This is a genomic window from Paenibacillus sp. FSL H3-0321, assembly GCF_038002865.1.
Taxonomy (GTDB): domain Bacteria; phylum Bacillota; class Bacilli; order Paenibacillales; family Paenibacillaceae; genus Paenibacillus_AQ.
Genome location: NZ_JBBODH010000001.1, coordinates 1,268,231 through 1,290,578, shown reverse-complemented (window position 1 = coordinate 1,290,578; position 22,348 = coordinate 1,268,231). Strand labels below are relative to the sequence as shown.

Here is a 22,348-nt window from a genome sequence, read left to right as displayed (position 1 = left end):
TGATTTGCGCAAATCTGAAAAACGGATACACTTTGGCTCGAAATCGGCATGTTCACATGTAAGCGGATTCTCTATAATCCAAATTGTAAGCAGCGACTCACTGGAATACATCAAACAAAACGGGGGATGACAATGAAATTCAAACACAAGCTTGTACCTGTTCTGGCATCTACGGTATTAATGGCTTCCGCGCTGGCCGGTTGCGGCGGCAATAACAATGCGGCAGAGAATAACGGGGGAGAGGCTTCGGGGCAGCCGGCAGGAACAGCACAGACTGCGGGCAGCACCAAGGCGGCTAAGATCAAGGCGATGACGATTCTGTTCGGCAATCCGCCGGTCACGGATAATAATAAAGCGCTTGAGGATCTGGAAAAACGCGGAAATGTCGATCTGGATATCACCTTTGTTCCTTCCGAAGCGTACGCGGATAAACTGTCCGTTGCAGTATCTGCCGGAGACTCTTACGACCTGCTGTTAATGGACGGCGGGAAGGATGACAAATTCAGCAATCTGGTCAAGATGGGGGCCTTCCATGATTTGACGCCTTATCTGGAAAAGACCGGGAATATCAATCTGATTGACGAAGCGGTCTGGAAAAATGTAAGAGTAGACGGCAAGGTATACGGCGTTCCGCGTCCCCGTGGCCTCTATGGCGGAGGCGAGGCCAGCATGCTGATCCGCAAGGACTGGCTGGACAAATACAACCTTGAAGTTCCGAAAACTTTAGATGAGCTGACAGACGCAATGAAAGTGTTCAAGGAAAAAGATCCGGCAGGCGGCGGAAAAACGATTCCGTTCTCGATCTTTGGTGTAGATGGCATCAACGCCCCGGGACCTTTTGCCGGAGTCTTGCCGATCCAGTTTGCACTTGGCATTCCGTTCACCTGGAAGGTGGACAACGGCACTCCGGTCCGGGATTTCCAGACTCCTGAATACAAGACTTATCTGGAGTGGCTGAAGGAGTCCTGGAGCCAGGGACTAATCGACAAAGATGCTCCGGTGCTCAAAAATCAGCAGCAGGCACGCGGTAAATTTCTCGCTGGCGTAGCCGGTGTGTTCGCGGGTAACGTAAGTGATCTCGGAGAAGCCAATCTGTCCAAGCTGAAACAGGTGGACCCGAACGCGGAAATTGCCATTATAGACGTGCTTGAAGGTCCTGCCGGAGATAAAGGCGTTGCTGTAATGACCGGATATTACGGACTATGGGCGATTCCAAGCTCCGTTCCGGAAGATAAAATTCAGCAGATTGTGGATTTCCTTGATTTTACTGCTTCTGAAGAAAACGTAGCCTTCTACAAAGGTGGGGTAACCGGTATTCATTCTAACGGTTTGAAGGACGGGATTGTTACCCAGACGGAAGAACAGCTGAAGCAGGCGGATCTGGACAAGCCAAATAGTTTTATATTGGAAAACCGGATAGATCCATATGTGTATGCTACGTCCAAGGAAGCGGACATTCTCGCCATACAGAAGGCATCGCTGGATACCATCAGTAAGTTTGGCATCGAAAATCCGTTCCTGGCTTACAATTCCGAAACCGCAAGCAAAAATCCGGACAGCTACAAGAAAATGAATGCTGTCATGACGAAATATGTGCTGGGTGAAGGCACCTGGGATGATGTGCAGAAGGAAATTGACGCTTGGACCAAGGGAACAGGTGCGCAAATCACCAAGGACCTGATGGATCAATATAAAGCTGATAATCAATAGTTGAAAATACAAATAGACATGAACGGGACTGCGCCTCAAGGTCCCGTTCATGAATAATGGATGGGAGGGCAAAAAATGCAGAGATCGCTGCGTGGCTCAAGGTTTAAGCAGCTGTGGCCCTTTTACGTGCTGGCTGCACCGGGAATACTTTATTTTCTGACGTTTCATTATGTGCCAATGTCGGGACTAGTACTGGCCTTTAAGGACTACAGTCCATTCAAAGGAATCATGGACAGTCCTTGGGTAGGGCTGGCTAATTTCAGACAATTTTTCGGAACTCCGAATTTTTATATTCTGCTCAAAAACACACTGGTTATCAGCTTGCTGAATATTGTGATTTATTTTCCTTTTACGATACTGCTCGCTATTATGCTGAACGAACTGCGGATGCAGCTGTTCAAACGGGTGTCGCAAACCATTGTATATCTACCCCACTTTTTGTCCTGGGTGGTCATTTACGGAATTACCATCTCATTTTTTGGGCCATCCGGAGTGATCAATCACTATCTGGAACAGTGGTTCAACACCGATGCGATGTTCCTTACCAGCAATGAATGGTTCAGGCCGCTCGTCATCTTCCAGTCCATTTGGAAGGATGCAGGCTGGGGAACTATCATTTTCCTGGCGGCTTTAGCGGGAATTAATCCCGAATTATATGAGGCGGCCAAGGTCGACGGGGCGAACCGTTTTCAGAACATTTGGAATATTACGCTGCCAGGGATCAAAAGTACGATTGTCGTGCTGCTGCTGCTGCGGCTAGGCTCCTCGCTGGATTCAAACTTTATGCAGATATTCCTGATGTCCAATGGTCTTAACCTGGATGTCTCCAATGTATTCGACCTGTTTGTCTACCATGTCGGACTGGAGCAGTTCAATTACAGCTATGCGATCACGGTAGGCATGTTCAAATCAATTGTCAGTCTGATTCTGGTGGTGGGGGCCAATTACGCGGCCAGGCTGCTGGGTGAAGAAGGCATTTTCTAGACGGGAGTGGAGACAAGATGAAAGCACGGATAACCTGGTTTGACGGAATTATTGCAGCGATCATTATTCTGATCAGTCTTACAGTCATTTTGCCTTTTCTATACATCATTGCGGTGTCCTTCAGTCCGCCAGCAGATTCGATGGCCGGCAATTTCTTTCTCTGGCCGAAGCACTGGACGCTTGATGCCTATAAATACCTGCTGAATGCCGATACTTTTCTGACCTCAATCAAAAATTCGGTCATTATCACAGTGATCGGCACCAGCCTAAGCCTGGTTGTCTCGATCATGCTGGCTTATACGTTGTCCAAAAAAGGAATACCGGGGCGGCGTCTGATTCTGCTGCTGATCTTCTTCACGATGATTTTCCATGGCGGCATGATCCCGAACTATCTGGTGGTCAAGAATCTCGGACTGATCGACAGCTATGCGGCTGTTATCCTTCCGGCGGTATCCAGCGCCTACAACGTGATGGTGATCCGCTCGTTCTTCCAGAGCCTGCCGCCAAGTCTGGATGAAGCGGCAAGAATCGACGGGGCGGGAGAATTCCGCATCCTGTTCTCGGTAGTAATACCGCTCTCGAAGCCGATCATTGCCACGTTTGCACTGTTCTTTATGGTTCAGTACTGGAATGAGTTCTTCTCGGCAGTCATTTATCTGAACGATACGACACGCTGGCCGATCCAGCCGCTGCTGCGGCAGATGGTGGCGATCAGCGCCTCGAATATATCCGCCGAAGCGGCACTAGATGCACAGCTTGCCGCAAATTTGGGGCCAAATGTACAGAATGCGGCGATCCTGCTGGCGATGCTGCCTATCGTTATCGTATATCCGTTCCTGCAGAAATATTTTGCCAAGGGAGCCATGCTCGGCTCGGTCAAAGAATAAGGCGTTATTCGCCGCTTTGTTAAGAAGGGGAGAGCTATGAAGCAAAAAGGATACAAGGAATTACGCAAGGATCCCGAATATACGGAACCGCTGCCGACAGATGTAGAGTTTATCGGCACTATGCTGAATCTGGAGCTGCCCGGCATGGAGGCTGTCCGCTGTTTCATGGAACAGGGCGATATAGTCGGAGCAAGGGATGCCTTCCTGCACCGGATTGAAGAGGCTGAGCTCACCCGGTATTACTTCGGCGTTGGCGAGGTGCCGCAACTGATGAAGGAGGCGCGGAGCCGGTATGGAGATTTCCCGGAAGCGCTGCAGGATATCGCGGAAGCAGAACGGATCGCGGAAGGCGATATTCCGCTGTTCAAGGAGAAACGGGCAGTTTTTCCTGGCGGCGCATATGACTGGAACAGCTGGCTGTATGACAGCTCGCAATATCAGCTTCACCTGACGCGCTTCGCCTATCTGAAGCGGCTGTCCCGGGGATACTGCTTGACCGGCAACGAGAAATTCGCCGAATGCTTCAGCATCATGATGGAGGATTTCATTGATGACAACCCGGTGCCGCGCGGAGGTATCTTTCGGGGCGAGCACTGCACCTGGGACCCGTTGTCGGTAGGGGTCCGGCTGTTCATGCTGCCGGAAGCGTTCATTGTTTTCTACCGTTCAAAGGCGTTCACCCCGGAGATCAAAATGAAGCTGATCAAATCCTTCTATCAGCATGGGGAGTATGTCCGCAAATACCATGCCCAGAGCGGCAACCATGTGTGCATGCAGCTGCGCGGTCTAATTCAGGTTTCTCTGCTATTGCCGGAGCTGAAGCCGGCGCAGCAATGGCTGGAATACGCGCGGCGTGAGCTTCCGGGCCACATCCGGGACAACGTCTATGAGGACGGGGCACAATTCGAAGGCAGCTCCAACTATCACCAGGTAGTCATGCGCGACTTATATGAACTGGTGCCGCTGTTTCAAAAGCTGAATATCGAGGCTTTGGAGTACAGTGAAATCTTGGAGAAAATGCTGGAAGTGCAGAGTCATCTGATGACGCCTGATATGCAGCTCGCCAGATTTGGAGATACCGACGCACAGGCGGAAAACGAGCTGCGCAACACGATGAGCCTGGGTGCCTATTTGTTTGGAAGAGGGGATTTTAAATTCCTGGGGCATCCCCAGCTGCCGTTTGCCTTGCTCTGGCGGCTGGGACCGGAAGCGGCCGAGCGTTATGAGGCCATCCCAGCCGGACCGGCGCCCGAGCCCTTCGCCTGCTTCCCCGTTGGCGGATACCTCTTCTCCCGGCAGAGCTGGGAGAAGGAGGCTATGTATATGGCGATGCGGGCAGGGGTGGGCATTGGGGGACATGCCCATTCCGATGCGCTTAGCCTGATTCTTTATGCCGGAGGACGGGAACTGCTGGCCGATTCCGGCATGGGACTGTTCGAATGGAATAAGGAACGCAAATATGCTGTATCGACAAGAGCGCATAACACGGTCGTCGTTGACGGGCAGGATCAGCATGTGCGCGGCCTGCATTGGAATACACCGCAAACCGCAGCCTGTAAAATATGGGATGCGCGTCATGGCAAGGATTATGATTATTGGTTCGCGAGCCATTATGGCTATACCCGCTATGACGATCCCGTTATCCATTCCCGTAAGGTAGTTTTTGTGAAGAACCGTTACTGGCTGATAGTGGATCTGTTTGAGGCGCAAGAGCAGCATACCTACGAGCAATATTTTCACCTGCCAATAGGCGATGCGGTAGTCCAGTGGGACCGCCGGCAGTTGCATACGAACCATAATGACAGCAATGTGCTGCTTCTATTCCCGGAACAGGAGCAGGCTGAGGATCAGCTTGCACTGGAGAGCGGTCTTGATTTCAGGCAGGGTCAATATTACGTGAATCCGGTAGCGAAGCGGTCCATGTCCACTGCGGGAAGAGCGGTTTATGAAACGCTCGTTGTTCCCTATGGGGCGGTCCAGCCGCAGATCCGGATCAGTAGAATGCCGGTCACGCTGGAGGGCCGGGAGTTGTCTGCGCTGGAAGCTACGGCGCTGCGGATATCCGGGGATAATTGGAGTGATGAGATTTGCCTGTATCACAACTCTGTAGACGTGAACTCCTATCTGGACCACACCGGGAATATTGTTTCCCAGGAGCTTCTGCCAGGCAAATCCGTGCTGGCCGGACTTGAATTCGCCGGGGGCAGACATTCGGATGATGTGATCGTGAATCATAGCGTTCAGCAGAACTAAACAGGCAGACATAATAGTTTCAGGAAGACTCTGGCAAACGCCGGAGTCTTTTTGTCTTTATTTGGGTAATACATACAGTTACATAAACAACAGAAGGCGATGCTTCCAGCACTGAACATGTTCGAAGCAGAAGCACTCTATTAACCTTTAAAGGACTGGGGAGACTTCATGGATAAAGAAGCCAAAAAAATATTGTTAAGTACCTTCTGGACCTCCGGCGGCTGGAAGAGCAGTCCGTCTCCTTACAGTGGAGCGGATTTTGAATATGCCAAAGAGAAGGGTCTTATGTTCGATCCGGTGAACATCACACATGATGCGGTGATTAAGAGGTTATGTGAGCTGCACCAGAAGATCATCAGCAAAGAGTGGGCGGCCACAGCATTCTTGCACAGCTTGTCAACCCGAAAGGTCCATCTGCGGAGCGCGTTGTCGAGCTGGGCGTTAACCTCGGAGCTGGCTGTGCACACCTATGGGGAGCTTCTTGCACAACCGCCCATGTTCAGTTCTTGCGGTCACTGCAATAACGCACAGCTGATCTCAGACAAGGCCTATGTGAATCAGGACTGGAATGTGCTGAATTTTGAACGGATCAAATGGGGATGAGTCCGCCTGAACTGGCTTCTCTATTGTTGGCTTGATCTGGAGATGCTTGCCCTGGAGGAGAACCTGCATGTCAGCCGGGAGGATCTGGACATCCTCACCGCAATGACGGAGGCAGTTATGGACTGCGGCGCGAAGGATGCCGCCCGGCAGCTGGAGAAACGCTGGAAGGATGTTTTCCCTTCCAGTAAACAGGAACGCGATGTCATGATGGAGGTTTGGGGATACGCCGGCATCCTGCTGCCATCGAACGAGCCGCGCCCGGGACGGGGCGGCAACGGAGATTTTATCTCGGTAGCCAATTGGCGGGGTGAGGATGGTTATTCCCAGGAGGCGCTTAAGTATTTTTTTGGTGCGTTTTTGTAAGGGCAGAACGTTCAGAATGAAATGTCTTATAACCAAATTCCGGAGTCTGAAAGTTAAAGCTTGATCACGGGGCAAGCAGTGCAGGTGCGATGATTTCACGGAACACATCAACAGGAGGTTTCTTTTTCCGCCGCTGATCTTCGGTCAGAACCACAACCGTCGAAAGCTCCGGCATAATATAAACAAACTGTCCCCCATACCCGCGGGCATAGAAGTATGCCTGGGAAGCTGCAGATGACTCCTGAGCAGCCGAGGTGTAGACATCAGTCCACCAATGCCAGCCATATCCGCCGCGGTAGGGGGCTTCTACATGAAGTGCGGTTTCCGTAGAGCGGTTGACCCGTTCAGGGGAAATGAGCTTTGTGTTCTCCCACATGCCCTCCTGCAAATAGAGCTGTCCCAGCTTCAGCAGGTCGGAAGGCCGCAGCTTCAGCCCGAACCCGCCCGTATGAACGCCTTGAGGATCAACCTCCCACTCATAAGCTTTAATGCCCAAAGGGCCAAACAAATAATGCTCGGCAAACTTGGCCGTGGACATGCCAGCCGCTTGCCTCAGGATGGCAGACAACAGCTGGGAAACGCCGGAGTTGTATACCATTCGGGCTCCGGGTGTGTCCGACATCGGCTGCTCCAGCACAAACCGGACCCAATCCGGAGAACGGGTCATCCGTGGGAATGAGTTCTGCCCGCCAAATTCAGTCCAGTTGAAACCGGCAGACATCGTGAGCAGATGCTCCAGTTTGATTTCTGTTTTACGGTGATCCGGGTCAAGGCTAAGCTGCGGATAAAATAACGTCAGCGGCGCATCCGGCTGCGGCAGCAGCCCCTTGTCCATGGCGATGCAGATTAGTGCGGAGAGCACACTTTTGGTACAGGAATTAATTTTGGCCAGTTCAGTGGCTGTATTAGGCGTTCTATAGTGTTCAAGTACAAGCCTGTTGTCCCGGCTGATCAGACAGCTTCGCAAATCGAGCGTTGTTAGCGCTGCGGAAATTGAAGATAGATTCATTGGGTTTATCCTTTCATTATCATATCGGGAGAGTTCATGGGTTAAACCCGGCATTTGCGTGATAGTTTGCCTTTCAACCAATAATATTAACATACAAATGGAGAATTTTATGATTCAATTCAAATGGGGCTGCTAAGGGAGGAATGGCTGTCCCATCCAGTATTCAAGTGAAATCAGGAACAGCTCACAATATAACAGAATGGTTGCGGGGGAGAACAATGTCAATCTATTTGGTCAGACACGGTAAAGATGATGAGGGATTCCGCGGTGGGTGGAGCCAGCGTGGGCTTATTGCAGAAGGAATTGAACAGTCGAAAAAGCTGGGGCAGTATCTTAAAGCGCACAACAATCATTACAACATTCAGCGGGTGGTTAGCAGTGATTTAAGCCGTGCGGTTGAAACCGCAACCGAGATTGCCAGTGAACTCCGCTTACCCTTCGAAAGCAGCAACAACTGGAGAGAAATGAACAATGGCCTCATCGCCGGGATGGCTCATGAACTTGTAGAGGAGCAGTATCCGGGTCTCTATTTCTCGACTTTGCGGATGGATGAGGAATTCCCGGGCGGGGAGAGTCCGATTGATTTTTTCACCCGTATACAGGCAACCTTTAGAAAGTTATGCGAGGAGGAGCAGCTCCTCAACAAGGGGGAGGGGAACATTTTAATTGTAACCCATGGCGGAGTTATTAATATTATTTATCATATTTTAAATGGGGTAGAATGGTCGAATAAAGGGAAAGCTTACCCTAGTACATATACCAGTCTCCATCACATCCAATATGATGCCGGAAAATGGGAGATTGCAATGGAAACGCTGAGAGTCTAATCAAAGGATGTAAATATCACATGAACACAAAAACTCCTGCAGCTAAGTATGCGGGAGTTTCTTCGCGTGCGATTGTTTTCTTAATCCAGTGATTGACAATAGAGGGGGTACTCACTATAATCATTATAGACCGACGGTCGGTCGATGAAATGGAGGATTACAATTATGCGGATTTCCAAGGAACCTGAAGAACGCAGAAACGAAATTTTAGATACGGCAGAGCTTCTTTTTTTCACCCAGGGGTATAGCAGAACTACAATTAACGATATTTTGCAGAGGATCGGAATCGCCAAGGGAACCTTCTATTATTACTTCAAATCGAAGGAGGAGGTAATGGATGCGGTGGTCATGCGGTTCATTGATGCCGGGGTCGCAGCTGCGAAAGAGATTGCCTCCGATCACAGGCTTTCTGTTCACGAGAAGCTGCTGAGGATCATTATGGCACAGAAGCCGGACTCGGAAGGGAAGGAGCAACTGATTGAGCAGTTCCATCAGGCGGAGAATGCCCAGCTTCATCAAAAGAGCTTGACGGAAACCATTCTCCGGCTGACACCTGTATTGACAGAAGTCATTGAGCAGGGCATCGAGGAGCAGTTATTCCATACCGCTTATCCCAGGGAAACGGTTGAGTTTCTGCTGGTGGCTTCGCAGTTTCTGCTGGATGAAGGCATCTTCCAGTGGCAGCCGGAGGAAATTCTCCGCAAGATCGAGGCTTTCATTCATATTATGGAAACCTCTCTGGGTGCCAAGCAGGGCAGCTTCGCCTATGTCACACAAATGTTCGGGCAGCCGCCCGTAGCTGATGGAAAGGATGAGAGGGCGGGGATAAAGGATGGGGAAACAGAACAATAAATCCTTCAGCAAGTTTCTGGTGTTATGGACAGGAGAATGGATATCCAGTATGGGCAGTGGGCTGACCGCTTTTGCTCTGGGTGTTTATGTGTACCAGATGACAGGGACTGCAGCCAGTGTAGCGCTGGTAACGCTCTGCGCTTTTCTGCCTTCCATTCTGCTCAGTCCAATCGGCGGCGTGCTGGCTGACCGCTTTGACCGGCGGCTGATGATGATCACGGGTGATCTATGCTCCGCATTTGGACTTGTCTTCCTACTGTTTCTCATGCTGCTGGGCGATCCGCCCGTTTGGCAAATTTGTCTCGGAGTGGCCTTCAGCTCCATATTCGTATCCTTGCTCGAACCGGCTTACAAGGCGACCATTACCGATTTATTGACCGAGGAGCAGTTTGCCAAGGCCAGCGGGCTGGTGCAGCTTGCAGCCTCCTCCAAATATCTTCTCTCTCCGCTGATTGCCGGGGTGTTGCTTGGCTACATGGATATAAAGGCTGTGCTGATTATAGATATCTCTACTTTTGTGGTGACCGTGCTTGCGGTGCTGGCTGTGAAAAAGAACCTGCAGGCTGAGTTTCCAGCGAAAACACGGCAGTCCTTTGCAAGAGAGCTGAAGGAGGGTTGGGATACGCTCGTTTCCGTGAAAGGTGTTCTACAGCTTACGGTCATTTTATCGCTGGTTACATTCTTTATGGGGTTTCTCCAGACCTTGTTTACACCGCTCTTACTGCCGTTTACAGATACGCAAACCCTGGGCACAGTGGAATCCGTAAGTGCGATTGGCATGCTGATCGGCAGTCTGTTCATCGGGATGTTCAGCATTAAGGGCCAATATGCCAAGGTGCTGGCTGTAAGTCTGGGATTCGCCGGAGTATTTTTTGCACTGGTTGGTCTGACTACAAATCTATATTTTATCGCTGCAGCCGGATTATTGTTCTTCGCGGCACTACCCTTCATTAATACCTGTGCTGACGTGCTGATCCGAAAAAATATCGCCGCCGAAGCACAAGGCCGTGCTTGGGGGATCATTGGCATTCTTTCACAGCTCGGGTATGTGACCGCTTATGCTGTTGCCGGAGTGCTGGCAGATCATGTCTTTAATCCGCTGCTGCGCAGCGGGGGAAGTCTTGATTCCTCAGTGGGCAAGGTGCTGGGTACAGGAGAAGGCCGGGGTATCGGACTCCTGTTCATCGTCAGCGGTTTGCTGATAGTAATTGTGGCGGTGATTGTTCCAAGAATCAAATCTATTCGTGCTCTTGAACAACAACATTAATGAGTTTCTATATCGGAGAAGGAGGCAAGACAGCCAGATGCTGCTGCAAATCGTAAAAAGAGATGTTCTACGCAATAAAATCATCACCGGCGGATTGTTCATTTTTATTATGCTGTCTTCGCTGCTGGTTGCTTCTGCCTCGCACATCATTATGGAACTGACCGGCTCGCTGAATCAGCTCCTGGCTGCATCCAAGGCTCCTCATTTTGTGCAAATGCATTCCGGGACCCTAGATGATTCCGCCCTTAAACGTTTTGTTTCGGAAAATCCGCTTGTACAGGATCAGCAGACGGTGGAGATGCTTACGGTCGACGGCTCAAATGTATACTTGGGCAATCCGAAAAAGTCGGAAGCCGCCAGCGTCATGGATATCGGTTTTGTGAAGCAGAATCAGAATTTCGATCTGCTGCTGAATCTGGATAATCAGGTGATCACGGTTTCACGCGGCGAAATCGCCGTTCCTATCTACTATAAGGGACAGAAGCAGCTGCATATCGGGGATAAGGTCAATGTTACCTCCGGGTCCTTTACCAGAGAGTTCGTGATCGTTGATTTTGTCCGGGATGTTCAAATGAATCCGGCGATTGTCAGCTCCAAACGTTTTGTCGTAAATGAGGCGGATTACACAGCGCTGCGGGGGAACGTTGGCGAAGTGGAATATCTGATTGAATTTCAGCTCAAGGATAGCAGCAAGCTTACTGAGTTCCGTAATAGCTATCAATCTGCCGGCCTGCCGGATAAAGGACCGACCATTGATTACCCTTTATTTAAGACGCTAAATGCTCTAACCGACGGAATTATAGCCCTTGTCATTATACTGGTAAGCCTCCTGCTTATGGTGATTGCTATCCTGTGCCTCAGATTTACGATGATCGCTTCCATGGAGGAGGATTACAGGGAGATCGGAGTCATGAAAGCAATCGGGCTGCCGCGGCAGGATATCAGAAGAATCTATATGGCCAAATACATCATACTGGCCGCTTTGGCTTCATGCTGCGGATATGGATTGTCACTTTTTACTGCACAGTTGTTTACAGCCAACATTAGCCTGTACCTGGGCGCGGCTCCGAAGGGTCTGCTTCAGTATATTGTTCCTTTACTCGCTGTCAGTCTGAGCTTCGGGGTTGTTGTGCTCTTTTGCAGGCTGATCCTTAGAAGGTTCAACCGGATCACAGCCATTGAAGCCTTGCGGTCAGGTACTGCCGGGGTGGGGAGAACACACACGTCATCGTTTACACTCAGCAACCGTAAATGGCTGCCTGTGAATGGTTTTTTAGGGTTAAAAGACGTGTACAGCCGCTTCAGCATGTTCGGAGTGTTGCTGCTGGTTGTGGTGATCTGTCTGTTTATGATCATCATGCCGGTGAATTTGTTGAATACGCTGCGCTCCCCGCACTTTATATCCTATATGGGCGTAGGACAGAGCACCATCCGGATTGATCTTCAGCAGTCAGGCGATACCGCCCGGCGGTTTGAACAAATGCTCACAACACTTAAGAAGGATCCGGACATCCAAAAACTATCGCCGCTGATTACCTCCCGGTTTAAGGTACTGGGAAGTGATGACGTCTGGGAGAATATCAATGTGGAAACAGGAGATTTCTCCATCTTTCCTTTGTCGTACATAGAAGGGGGCGCCCCGGAAGGCGGAAGTGCAATCGCTCTGTCTGATCTGAACGCTAAGGAGCTGAATAAACGGGTCGGGGATACGCTTCTTCTCAAGGCTGGAGGAAAAGAACGGCAGCTGACGGTAAGCGGAATCTATCAGGATATCACCAATGGAGGGCGGACGGCCAAAGCGCAGCTGCCTTATGATCCAAAGACTGTAATGTGGTACGTGGTAGCGGTGGATGTACAGCCTGAAATTCCGGTCGCCGGGAAAATAGAAGAGTTGGCCGGGGCATTCTATCCGGCTAAAATCACATATCTGGACAGCTATTTAGCTCAGACTCTGGGGAATACGGTTAAGCAGCTGCGGATGGTCACTATACTCGCGATCACCATTTCCATCTCGATAGCGGTACTGATTACGTCCTTGTTTCTAAAAATGCTGCTGGCGAAGGATTCCACGCAAATTACAATCTTGCGAAGCATCGGGTTCACGGTCGCAGATATCCGCCGGCAATATCTGTCCAGAACGCTGCTGATCGCCGGTCTTGGCAGCCTGCTTGGGATCTTGACGGCCGGGACGATCGGTCAAAGTCTGGTGCATGTTCTCGGATCATTCCTGGGTGCTTCCCGAATCCAGCTTGAGGTTGATCCGGTGCTGGCCTATCTGATTCTTCCGGCTGGCCTCATGCTGGCCGTGGCGGTTACTACTATAGGTAGTACAGAATCCATTCACAAGTCCGGGTTCACGAATAAGATAGCCGATTGAGGGGGCGACAACTGATGCATATATTAGAAACTAAGGGATTAAACAAAACCTTTTCAAACGGGCAAGGAACGCAGCAGCCTGTATTAAAAGAGATCAACCTGCAGATTCCACAGGGTGAGTTCACAGCAGTGATGGGACCTTCAGGCTCCGGCAAATCAACATTGTTGTATACATTAAGCGGTATGGATACAATGACTGCGGGCAGTGTCCTTTTTAAGGGGCAGGAGATCAGCGCCCTTTCCGAAACCGAACTGGCGGCGTTGCGCCTGCATAGTATGGGCTTCATTTTTCAGCAGATGCATCTGTTAAAAAATCTGAATATCCGCGACAATATCATCCTGTCCGCTTACCGGGCCAAAAAGACCAGCCGCAGAGCCATCAATGCAAGAGCTGCCGATCTTATGAAAAGGACAGGCATTTCCGCATTGGCTGACCGGGGAATAACAGAGGTGTCCGGCGGACAATCACAGAGAGTGGCGATCTGCAGGGCGCTAATCAATCAGCCGGATATTCTGTTTGGCGATGAGCCTACAGGAGCACTGAACTCCAAGGCTGCCGGTGAGATCATGGAAATCCTGGGGGAGATTAACCGTTCGGGAACAACAATTCTTCTGGTTACCCATGATGCTAAGGTCGCTGCTGGTGCAGAGCGGGTGCTCTACATGCTGGATGGCCGAATGGCTTCGGAGCATTGGCTGGGCAAATATCATAAAGAAAAAGGTGATCTTAAGCAGAGGGAAGAGAAGTTGTCCTCATGGCTGCGGACCCTGGAGTTCTGAGCGATAGGCTAAGGAATGAAATTTGCATCACCCTCTCAGCCGGGATTCATTGTGCAACTCCGGCGAAAGGGTGATACTATTTACTTAGATCAAATGTCATAGGATATCCACAGAATTTTATAAAATTTTCCAGTATAATGTAAGCGATATCATTATGGAATCGGCCTGCATCTCCAGGATCATCCGTGCCATATGACAGCAGTCCGATTACTCTGTTTAAGGGAGTCGATTTAATGCTGATCTTTAAGAAGATTTCGTTTAACAACTGGTTATTTACTGTTTTGGCTCTGCAGTATGCTCTCATGCATCTTTTCAAGCTCCACATTCCAAATTCGGTTAAGTTGTCTGAGATCATTATTTTTATCGTTTACACTGTTTCGGAGATTATATTGTTCATCTACCGGGGCAGACGGGCAGCCGTTGGAGCTGTTTCCGGAATGATCCCGCTTTTTTTTGCGGTGCTTTGGACTGTCGCCTTCTTTTCTCATTTTCAAAGCGAGATTTATGTGGCAGAACTTACGGTGATTAACTCGGTAGGAATGTTCACCGCCTTTTTTATTTTGCTGTTTGAATACATATTTCTGATCAGGGATTAATATTTTCGGCTTCAGATCACCAGCCGTCTTGGAATCTCAAGGCGGTTTTTGCGTATTTACGCACAATAGTCCAGAATTCAAAGGAATACTTAGGTCTGGGCGGTTCATTGCAAGAGATCAGGGTTTTCCAGGAATTGCGACAGAATACATAATATTATGAAGGTTTAATTTTTAGGTGTAATGCGTTAAGATATAGACATCACCAAATGGTAACCACAAAGAACAGCAGCAAGCGGTTACAGGTGATGGACTCATTCCTAAATTTAGAAATGAATGTAGGAAAGGAGAGGCCCCGATGTACTACCGTTAGCGATGCATGCCGGAATCGGCTGCTGCTGGAGAAGGTGTAAGTGACGACATCTTTTCGCAGACCGTGGGTATGCGGGAATCCAGAGGTAACCATGAACAAGGAACAGCTATTCAAGCAGGATTCATCTTGCGGAAGAAGGAGCGTGATTCCATTGAAAAAGGTTAGCGATGCGTACTAAACACGATGGCTCACAGTAGGGAAAACGTCCGTGAAAACGTTTTTCGTGACATCGAGTACGCGGGAACTCATCCCATATGCAGGACATGGAGCAACACTCCAAAAGGGAGCGCACGGGGACTACCGAAATATGAATAACAATCACCATGTCAGGGATATGGATTGTTGCTGGAGGAAATGATTGAATTGAAGAACGGATTGAACACATAAATCCCCGTTTACCTTAGGCTGAAGGTAAGCGGGGATTTATGCGTTCCTACGGCAAATCGGGGACGACTGTCATGTCTTGTCGAAATATGAAAAAGACACAGAATTGTGAAAAGATTCACGTGACTATTATAAAATTTTAATATATAATAAATTTATAAAAAGAATTTAGGGGGATTTGAGATGAAACTATTTAAAAGTTTGCTAGTAGCAGGAGTATCGGTTGCATTGTTGTCGGGTTGTGGTGCGAATAATGAAAAGGCGGCAAATGAGGCAGCAACTGCTTCTCCAGCAGCAGCTCAGACAGATGCTACATCGGCAGCTTCTATTGTTAATGAAGCGGCTGCATTTACTAAGGCTGTAAGTGCAGAAGGAACCTGGATTGTTGCTATTCTGAATGATGTGACTGTTGATCAAGACGTTGTTGTAGCCGGTGAGTTCCATGATAAAGGTGTTGCTGAGAACGCAATTTACCGCAAGCTTGCTCTTTATGCACAAGATGCGGATCACAAAGTAACTGCAAATTACACACTTACCGCACCTAAGGTTACCGTACAAAGTGAGAACTTTAGAGTACAAGGCGGAACCATCAAAGGTGATGTATATGTAGAAGCAAAAGGTTTTAACCTGCACGAATCCTCTACAATTGATGGTAATCTCTACTTTGCCAGCGAAGATGTGAAAGCATCCGCAGCAGTGGATGGTAAAGTAACTGGAGCAACAGAAGTTAAGTAATTACTGCAATCATACTTTTTCGAAAAACCTGCAGACAGTGCCACGATTGGTATTATCCCCTTCAAGTAGACACTCGTAAAAAACCTCCTGTGTTAACATGAGGAAATGGTATTATCCCCTTCAAGTAGACACTCGTAAAAAACCTCCTGTGTTAACATGAGGAAATGAGTGAACTTGGAGGGGGTTTTTGTATGGCGAAAAAGGGACAAGTATTTCAATCGTACTCAGAGGAATTCAAGGTAGAGGCTATTCAAACCTATCTTAAAGGAGTAGAGAGCTACAAGGTAGTCGCAGAAAGGTTGGGGATTGCGAATTGTACCCAGCTTAAAGTATGGGTAAAGAAATATCGGATTGGAGAGCCATTTGATACACGTAAGGGTACAACAAATCCTTTGAAAGGACGTCCTCGTACTACATTTGCCAGTATCGAAGAAGAACGAGATTACTTGAAGGCACAGGTGGATTACTTAAAAAAGCGGTATCCAAATCTGTTAACGGAGCGAAGTTCGGGCTACAAGACAAATACGCCGTAATCGAAGAGCTACGTGACCAGCATGGCGTTACCCGCCTATTAGCTATTGCAGGTGTATCTCGAGCAAACTACTACAAGTGGCGAGGTACACAGGCTCAGCGGATTGAAGCCCATGCGCAGGAGCACGCAATTAAAGAGCATATGGTGGCCGTTCACTTAGCCCATCCCTATTTTGGATATCCTCGAATGCGAACAGCCCTGTGGGAGGCCGGCTATCTCGTCAACCACAAGAAGGTGTGGCGGCTCATGAAAGAACTGTCGATCCAGTCGGTCATTCGAAAGAAAAGGAATCGCTCGAGCTATGCTCCTTCCGTGGTCTATCCTAACCGATTAAAGCGCCAGTTTCATGCGACAGCTCCTCAACAGAAGCTGGTAACCGACATTACGTATATCTCAGACGGCACGCGCTTTTATTATCTGTCCGCCATTCAGGACCTGTTTAACAATGAAAATGTGGCCTGGCAGATCTCAGAGCGAAACGACGTAAAACTCGTCCTGGATACAGTTGAACAGTGGACACGAAAAAGAGACGTGTCTGAAGCCGTACTCCATTCGGACCAAGGCTTCCAATACACGTCTCAGGCGTACAACACACGATTAGAGGCATTCAGCGTCAAGGGCAGCCACTCTCGCAAAGCAACCTGCCTGGATAACGCCTGCATCGAATCCTTCTTTTCGCATCTGAAGACAGAAAAGTTGTACCTTCACCAGTTTAAGTCAGAAGCAGAGATTCATCAAGCCGTCGAGGAGTATATCTACTTTTATAATTACCAACGTTTCCAGGCGAAACTCAAACAGCGCGCGCCGATCGAGTATCGGCACGCGCTGGCTGCTTAGCTTTTTTTCATCTGTCTTCTTGACAGGGGTATGACCAGTTTTTTTAAAATATAGAATTTATATGCTTCACACTATAAATTATCCTTCCGTTTCCACTTGTGACAATCCAGTCAATTCTGATAAACCCTATATGGTACAATATGGATGGACTGCGATCCTTACACATAGGAGGTTTAGTGTGAAAAAAAGAACGATTGTATTAATTCTGCTACTAATAATCATTTTAGGTTTAGTGGGCTATAGAAGATATTTCTATCAATTTAAGGTTCTTGGGAAAGCCACCCTATTTAGTGGTCCCATTGAGTCACCTGAAGGTGAGTATAATGCACGCGCGTATTATATCCCATATGGTGGTGCTGCAGGCGGTGTAATGTATCTTGTCGAAGTCGAGCAAACCAAGACAGGCGTGAAGAAAATCATATATTCCAGCGAGCACAAAGACAAATTTTCAATGGACTGGCAAGCTTCGGATATCCTCTCGATCACAAATGAAAGTCCAGAATATAAAGAATATCGGAATATTGAACTGAAGGTGAATACCGAGATCTATGAGGAGTCAGGATCTGCTTGCCGAAGCCTCCTGCTTAAGGACCAATATGAAACCTGCTATCAAGACGTGAAGGAGTAGACCCGTTATGTTGAAGAAGATAGGATTAACCCTACTGGTCACTCCTTTGGTTATTATAGTGTTATTCGTTTCCCTGTTCCTGATCATTCCATTGGTTAACAATGTGAACTTGTCCAAGTTCGAGAAACAATTCAGCAAACATCAGCTCCCGCCTGAAACCACGATTGTAGAAAAGGAGTCTATACTTGGCAAACTGAATGGAAACGGCAACGGGTTGGACTTTTTGGCTGCAATTCTAGTGGATTCTTCATTATCTGTTGACGAGCTGACAAGCTATTACACCAAGGAAACCTTCAAAAATGCCAAGCGGAGCGGAGAATACCCGGTCATCACTGAAGTACTGCCTGTTACAGGAGCTTCTGTGGATTCGGTACATTTGGAACACGGCTCTATGACCTTTGATACATTAAAAGACATCGCAGATTACTCCGGTTATTACTTTATCATTTTGTACGATGGAGGATATGAGGCCTCGTTTGATATTCGGGGACATTAATTTACGTGAATGGGGAGGTTGAATAGGTAGTGCTTGTGTCCAAAAAAATAATGATGGTATTGATCTTGTCAGTAGTCACACTTGGCGGATGCTCCAGCTCACCCTCTACAGCGTTAGAAGAGCAGGGTTCCTCCACAGCCGCGCCTGCGGTTCAACAGTCCTATGATTTGTCCACACTCCATATGGACTTGCCGGCAAACTGGGGATTGGATACGTCCGATCCGAAGGTTTATGTAATTAAAGATGAGCAAGGTGAGGCCAGGGGCGAAGTATCGGCTAGTGAATTTGTAGAGAACTTTGATTTTAATAAAATGGTAATGCCCAATCACAGTTCGCTGACTTCTGAGGAGGAGCTTGATATTCCCATGGGAACAAGCAGATTACTTACTTTGGATGCCGACAACGGTTCTGCAGCGTCCGGGCTTACAGGGACTCATGATACCTATTATGCGGTGATCCCGCATAAAGAAGAAATTATATATCTATTGAATTTTTCCAACAATGATAAAGCTGCGGAAACCAAACAGGAATTTATCGGGATCTTGACAAGCCTCCGAATAAAGGACACCAGGATCAAGAGTATCAGGCTGGAATGTGCGGATTTATGCAAAGAAGGGACGGACAAGTCTGGACCATTTACTGAAAAAAATTACACCGATGAAGATGAACTTGAAGTCTTTGCAAATGCCTTGAACAAGGCAGTGAAAATGAATGGTGAACTGAATTATGTTACATATTTTCTAATGCATATTTCTTACCTTGACGGCACGCAAAAAAAGTATGTACTAAACATTTCGAATAGCGAACAAGAGGGGTTAACGGGTCTGCTGGTAGATACTGAAGACAGTGGACAGGGCTATGAGATCCCAGAGAGAAATCATAATGAGTTAAGGGCACTGATTTTTTGAGCTGGGCAATGGCGGTACGGACAAAGGACCGGCACACGAAGCTTCTGTTGACGCTTCAGCATCGTGCCAGCGGTGTACAGACTCCCATACACGGAAAATCATGGCAGGAATAAAGGGTATACAGAAAAACCCGGGCAATTATCGCGACATTGGCGAGAAATTGTTCGGGTTTTTGAGTGGGATATATAAACTCGGCTTCGAAAATATGTGCATTTTGCACTCATTTATGTTATGGTATTTATGTGCAAAACGCACATAAATTAATTGAAGGGAAGAATGCGAATGATTAAAGCCGCAATTGTTAAGCAAGCGGGAATCCCTCCCGTATTAGGTCAATTTCCTGCACCAGTTGAATCCGCTGATAAAGTTATTGTTAACGTTTCGACCGCTGCTTTAAGTAAACTTAGCAAGTTCCGTTCGTTAGGCATGCACTATTCATCAGAAACAAACTTTCCAATTGTAGCTGGTGCAGATGGTGTCGGCACATTGGCAGACGGATCTCGTGTTTACTTTGCGCTCCCTGCCGCACCCTATGGGAGTTTAGCTGAACAAACCATTGTAGAAAAAAATATGATTATACATTTACCCAAAGAGATTGATGAAGTAACCGCCGCTGCAATCACAAACCCGGCTATGTCTTCGTGGGCTGCTTTGGTCTATCGAGCACAATTCCAATCTGGTCAAACGGTTCTGATTAACGGTGCGACTAGTGAATCCGGTAGTTTGGCCATTCAAATTGCTAAATATTTAGGCGCAAAAAAAATTATTGCAACCGGACGAAACCACTCAAAGTTACAGTCCTTAGGAGCAAATGAATTCGTTGCATTTGACATGAATACTGACAACGGTAAGCAAGCTTTTGAGAAAGCCCTGGAGCCAGCTTTTGCGGCTGGTGTAGATGTTGTACTAGATTATCTCTGGGGTGACAGTGCCTTCGCCATTCTCTCTGCTGCTGCAAAAGCTGGTGGGAGCCGCCCAACGCGATTTGTTAGTATAGGAACTGCGTCCGGGCAAGAATACATCAACATGCCCTCTTCATTACTTCGTGCATCTACGATCGAACTGGTCGGCAGTGGCGGCAGAAGTGTTTCACAATTAAATATGCTGTCATCAGCACAAAGTGTTTTGGATCTTGCTTCAAAAGGAAAGATCCATATCGCTACAACAACATTTTCTTTAGAAGATATCGAAATAGCTTGGAATGCACCATTGACACCTCGTCCCGTTATAATGATAAAATAAGGAACATGGAAGATAAACTTTTTAGTACACTGATTGAATTGACTACAATGCTTAATCAGTCAGACCGCCATAAGAAAATGATTGCCCATGCTGGCGTTAATATGGAAGCAGCAGCTTTTCGTGTTTTCATCGGCATTGGGCGTCTTCAGTCAACTAGTGTCGGCGATTTGGCTGCCATGATGGGCAAAAATTACTCCAGTGTTAGCCGTCAAATTGATAAATTGGAAATAGCCGGATTGGTCCATACGTATCCGGCAAGGAATGATTCTAGAATTCGTGTTTCTGAATTAACAAATCACGGAAAGGAGATTTTTTCTCAAATTAACTCCACTCGAAATGGCATCTTACAAGAAGCCTTGACGGACTGGACCGTAGACGAAAAGCAGCGTTTATTGGACGACTTAAGACGCTTAATTGATTCCTTAAATAAATTCAACTAATCAATGTTCAGACACTTTCTTATTGGCATGGGTGTTCGCGCTTCCATGATACCAAACAAGCAAGGTGTTTTTTTTGTCAAGCAAAAAAAAGGGCATAGTGAATCAATCACTTTGCACCTTTTAGAATAGGCTAACCTTATTGTGATGGGGGAAGTGCGTATTGCTGTTGAATGGCGGTATCCCTGCTGCGTGTAAGTGTTTTACCCCATTTAATAGACGGGATTTCTATAAATTGATATGACAATGCAGCGATGGAAATACTGGCCGCGGCTGTTAGCAAGAGGATGAAGCCAATAGGGATGATTCCGTACAATAATTTAATGGAAGCTACCAGGATGATGAAATGATATAAATACAGGCTGTACGAGATCCGCCCCAGATAGCTGACGACTTTATTTCTCAGGATTGTTGAGAATCTCCCGCTGGATAAGGCAATGATTATTAATGAGCCGCACCCGAGCATGTTGATATAGGAAACCAAACCTGTGATTAAGGGGTTGCTCCCTGGTGCATGCAGCGAATACAACGCATAGGCAAAGGTGAAAAGAATGATTTTCGGGAGTGAGCCGGTTCTTTTATATTGTTTGATGAAAAAAGCTCTGTGTTTCGCCAGCAATGCGCCGACCACAAACAGCAGCATATAGCCAACCGTATCTCCATATCCGCCTAAATAAAACCCGATGATACCGGCCAATAGGTAAGCTGCGACGTTTTTTTGCCATGAATACCTGATCACTCCATACATCATCAAGGGGAACAGAATGGATATGCGCATTTCATGAACCAGCGACCAAATTACATTGTTAAATGCATTCACATTGAAATTGCCGATCAGGAAAAAATGTCCCAAGAGTAGTCTGGCTGAGATCGGCGTAGTCCAGCTCATGGAATTATACCACTCACTCAGTTCAGGAATGGAGCTCCTTTGGATCACTATGCTGAGAAGCACCGCTAAACATATGGCAACATAGAAAGGGATGCAGATTCTGAGGAATCTCTTGAGCAAGTAGGGCAAGTACCGGATTGTACCGCCTTTAAGAAAGGGTAAAGCCAGAACAAATCCGCTCAGTACGAAGAATAGTTTGACCGCTTCCGGACCGCCGATAAACAGAGCCCTTGTAAACGGCAAATATTTGAGCACGAAGAGAGTCAGGTTATCCTGTGGCGAACTGGGTGAGTAAATCATGGGGAAGACAATCATCAGGTGTGTAATAAGCACCAGAACAGAAGCGATGCCTCTGAGCGAATCTAATTCAACATAATGACCATTAGTTTTAGCTTTATGGTTATTCATAAGCATCCCTCCTTTATTTATTTGTATTTTAGCAC

The 22,348-nt window shown here is 47.7% G+C and carries 20 protein-coding genes and 1 pseudogene; 19 read left to right on the top strand and 2 right to left on the bottom strand.

Translation table 11 applies throughout. The features are described from left to right. Positions 1–132 precede the first annotated feature (132 nt). The 5 genes and pseudogenes from MHI45_RS05675 to MHI45_RS05655 all read left to right on the top strand — a co-directional run bounded on the left by MHI45_RS05675 (position 133) and on the right by MHI45_RS05655 (position 6,800). Positions 133–1,710 (top strand): extracellular solute-binding protein, encoded by a 1,578-nt coding sequence (locus tag MHI45_RS05675; RefSeq protein ID WP_076112406.1) that lies wholly within the window; start codon positions 133–135, stop codon positions 1,708–1,710. 75 nt (positions 1,711–1,785) lie between these two features. After that, positions 1,786–2,694: an ABC transporter permease gene (locus tag MHI45_RS05670; RefSeq protein ID WP_076112407.1), complete on the top strand. Its 909-nt coding sequence runs from the start codon at positions 1,786–1,788 to the stop codon at positions 2,692–2,694. Positions 2,695–2,711: 17 nt separating this feature from the next. Continuing rightward, positions 2,712–3,581: a carbohydrate ABC transporter permease gene (locus MHI45_RS05665; RefSeq protein ID WP_076112408.1), complete on the top strand. Its 870-nt coding sequence runs from the start codon at positions 2,712–2,714 to the stop codon at positions 3,579–3,581. A 36-nt stretch (positions 3,582–3,617) separates the two neighbouring features. Beyond that, positions 3,618–5,834 carry an alginate lyase family protein gene (locus tag MHI45_RS05660; protein WP_076112409.1) on the top strand — a complete coding sequence of 739 codons (2,217 nt, stop codon included), beginning with the start codon at positions 3,618–3,620 and terminating at the stop codon, positions 5,832–5,834. A 168-nt stretch (positions 5,835–6,002) separates the two neighbouring features. Further along, positions 6,003–6,800: pseudogene (locus MHI45_RS05655) on the top strand (hypothetical protein). A gap of 64 nt (positions 6,801–6,864) precedes the next feature. Here MHI45_RS05655 and MHI45_RS05650 read toward each other — a convergent pair. Continuing rightward, positions 6,865–7,809, bottom strand: coding sequence for a serine hydrolase domain-containing protein (locus MHI45_RS05650; protein ID WP_076112410.1), 945 nt, complete (start codon positions 7,807–7,809; stop codon positions 6,865–6,867). Between the two features lie 218 nt (positions 7,810–8,027). Between MHI45_RS05650 and MHI45_RS05645 the strand changes: the two genes are divergently transcribed. From MHI45_RS05645 to MHI45_RS05585, 14 genes are all read left to right on the top strand, one after another. After that, complete coding sequence (locus MHI45_RS05645; RefSeq protein ID WP_076112411.1) at positions 8,028–8,636, top strand: histidine phosphatase family protein; 609 nt, start codon at positions 8,028–8,030, stop codon at positions 8,634–8,636. Between the two features lie 165 nt (positions 8,637–8,801). Continuing rightward, positions 8,802–9,488 (top strand): TetR/AcrR family transcriptional regulator, encoded by a 687-nt coding sequence (locus MHI45_RS05640; protein ID WP_076112412.1) that lies wholly within the window; start codon positions 8,802–8,804, stop codon positions 9,486–9,488. After that, complete coding sequence (locus MHI45_RS05635; protein WP_076112413.1) at positions 9,469–10,755, top strand: MFS transporter; 1,287 nt, start codon at positions 9,469–9,471, stop codon at positions 10,753–10,755. Before MHI45_RS05640 ends, MHI45_RS05635 begins: the two co-directional genes overlap by 20 nt. A 37-nt stretch (positions 10,756–10,792) precedes the next feature. Continuing rightward, entirely contained in the window at positions 10,793–13,132 is a 2,340-nt protein-coding gene (locus MHI45_RS05630; protein WP_076112414.1) for an ABC transporter permease, read from the top strand. An 11-nt stretch (positions 13,133–13,143) separates the two neighbouring features. After that, a complete protein-coding gene (locus MHI45_RS05625) occupies positions 13,144–13,911 on the top strand; it encodes an ABC transporter ATP-binding protein (RefSeq protein WP_439823179.1) in 768 nt (255 codons plus the stop codon). 233 nt (positions 13,912–14,144) lie between these two features. Continuing rightward, positions 14,145–14,507, top strand: coding sequence for a hypothetical protein (locus MHI45_RS05620; RefSeq protein ID WP_076112416.1), 363 nt, complete (start codon positions 14,145–14,147; stop codon positions 14,505–14,507). A gap of 877 nt (positions 14,508–15,384) precedes the next feature. Beyond that, positions 15,385–15,936 carry a hypothetical protein gene (locus MHI45_RS05615; protein ID WP_038594079.1) on the top strand — a complete coding sequence of 184 codons (552 nt, stop codon included), beginning with the start codon at positions 15,385–15,387 and terminating at the stop codon, positions 15,934–15,936. A 191-nt stretch (positions 15,937–16,127) separates the two neighbouring features. Then, the gene (locus MHI45_RS35100) at positions 16,128–16,469 is read left to right on the top strand and encodes a transposase (protein ID WP_076112417.1); all 342 of its coding nucleotides are present in this window, start codon (positions 16,128–16,130) and stop codon (positions 16,467–16,469) included. Further along, positions 16,352–17,305: an IS3 family transposase gene (locus MHI45_RS05610; RefSeq protein WP_368665127.1), complete on the top strand. Its 954-nt coding sequence runs from the start codon at positions 16,352–16,354 to the stop codon at positions 17,303–17,305. The genes MHI45_RS35100 and MHI45_RS05610 overlap by 118 nt, the downstream gene beginning before the upstream one ends. A 178-nt stretch (positions 17,306–17,483) precedes the next feature. After that, entirely contained in the window at positions 17,484–17,933 is a 450-nt protein-coding gene (locus MHI45_RS05605; protein WP_076112419.1) for a DUF5412 family protein, read from the top strand. A 7-nt stretch (positions 17,934–17,940) separates the two neighbouring features. Beyond that, positions 17,941–18,429, top strand: coding sequence for a hypothetical protein (locus MHI45_RS05600; protein WP_341118918.1), 489 nt, complete (start codon positions 17,941–17,943; stop codon positions 18,427–18,429). A gap of 29 nt (positions 18,430–18,458) precedes the next feature. Continuing rightward, positions 18,459–19,337: a hypothetical protein gene (locus MHI45_RS05595; RefSeq protein ID WP_076112421.1), complete on the top strand. Its 879-nt coding sequence runs from the start codon at positions 18,459–18,461 to the stop codon at positions 19,335–19,337. 282 nt (positions 19,338–19,619) lie between these two features. Then, positions 19,620–20,579: a zinc-binding dehydrogenase gene (locus tag MHI45_RS05590; RefSeq protein WP_256718180.1), complete on the top strand. Its 960-nt coding sequence runs from the start codon at positions 19,620–19,622 to the stop codon at positions 20,577–20,579. 5 nt (positions 20,580–20,584) lie between these two features. Continuing rightward, positions 20,585–21,019: a MarR family winged helix-turn-helix transcriptional regulator gene (locus MHI45_RS05585; RefSeq protein WP_038594072.1), complete on the top strand. Its 435-nt coding sequence runs from the start codon at positions 20,585–20,587 to the stop codon at positions 21,017–21,019. 136 nt (positions 21,020–21,155) lie between these two features. Here MHI45_RS05585 and MHI45_RS05580 read toward each other — a convergent pair whose 3' ends face one another. Next, the gene (locus tag MHI45_RS05580; RefSeq protein WP_076112422.1) at positions 21,156–22,313 is read right to left on the bottom strand and encodes an acyltransferase family protein; all 1,158 of its coding nucleotides are present in this window, start codon (positions 22,311–22,313) and stop codon (positions 21,156–21,158) included. Positions 22,314–22,348: the final 35 nt, after the last annotated feature.

Coding starts and splice junctions, on each gene's coding strand:
- MHI45_RS05650 (WP_076112410.1), bottom strand. CDS start 7,809: ATGAATCTATCTTCAATTTCCGCAGCGCTAACAACGCTCGATTTGCGA.
- MHI45_RS05635 (WP_076112413.1), top strand. CDS start 9,469: ATGGGGAAACAGAACAATAAATCCTTCAGCAAGTTTCTGGTGTTATGG.
- MHI45_RS05600 (WP_341118918.1), top strand. CDS start 17,941: ATGTTGAAGAAGATAGGATTAACCCTACTGGTCACTCCTTTGGTTATT.
- MHI45_RS35100 (WP_076112417.1), top strand. CDS start 16,128: ATGGCGAAAAAGGGACAAGTATTTCAATCGTACTCAGAGGAATTCAAG.
- MHI45_RS05675 (WP_076112406.1), top strand. CDS start 133: ATGAAATTCAAACACAAGCTTGTACCTGTTCTGGCATCTACGGTATTA.
- MHI45_RS05630 (WP_076112414.1), top strand. CDS start 10,793: ATGCTGCTGCAAATCGTAAAAAGAGATGTTCTACGCAATAAAATCATC.
- MHI45_RS05580 (WP_076112422.1), bottom strand. CDS start 22,313: ATGAATAACCATAAAGCTAAAACTAATGGTCATTATGTTGAATTAGAT.
- MHI45_RS05660 (WP_076112409.1), top strand. CDS start 3,618: ATGAAGCAAAAAGGATACAAGGAATTACGCAAGGATCCCGAATATACG.
- MHI45_RS05585 (WP_038594072.1), top strand. CDS start 20,585: ATGGAAGATAAACTTTTTAGTACACTGATTGAATTGACTACAATGCTT.
- MHI45_RS05640 (WP_076112412.1), top strand. CDS start 8,802: ATGCGGATTTCCAAGGAACCTGAAGAACGCAGAAACGAAATTTTAGAT.
- MHI45_RS05665 (WP_076112408.1), top strand. CDS start 2,712: ATGAAAGCACGGATAACCTGGTTTGACGGAATTATTGCAGCGATCATT.
- MHI45_RS05615 (WP_038594079.1), top strand. CDS start 15,385: ATGAAACTATTTAAAAGTTTGCTAGTAGCAGGAGTATCGGTTGCATTG.
- MHI45_RS05620 (WP_076112416.1), top strand. CDS start 14,145: ATGCTGATCTTTAAGAAGATTTCGTTTAACAACTGGTTATTTACTGTT.
- MHI45_RS05645 (WP_076112411.1), top strand. CDS start 8,028: ATGTCAATCTATTTGGTCAGACACGGTAAAGATGATGAGGGATTCCGC.
- MHI45_RS05590 (WP_256718180.1), top strand. CDS start 19,620: ATGATTAAAGCCGCAATTGTTAAGCAAGCGGGAATCCCTCCCGTATTA.
- MHI45_RS05670 (WP_076112407.1), top strand. CDS start 1,786: ATGCAGAGATCGCTGCGTGGCTCAAGGTTTAAGCAGCTGTGGCCCTTT.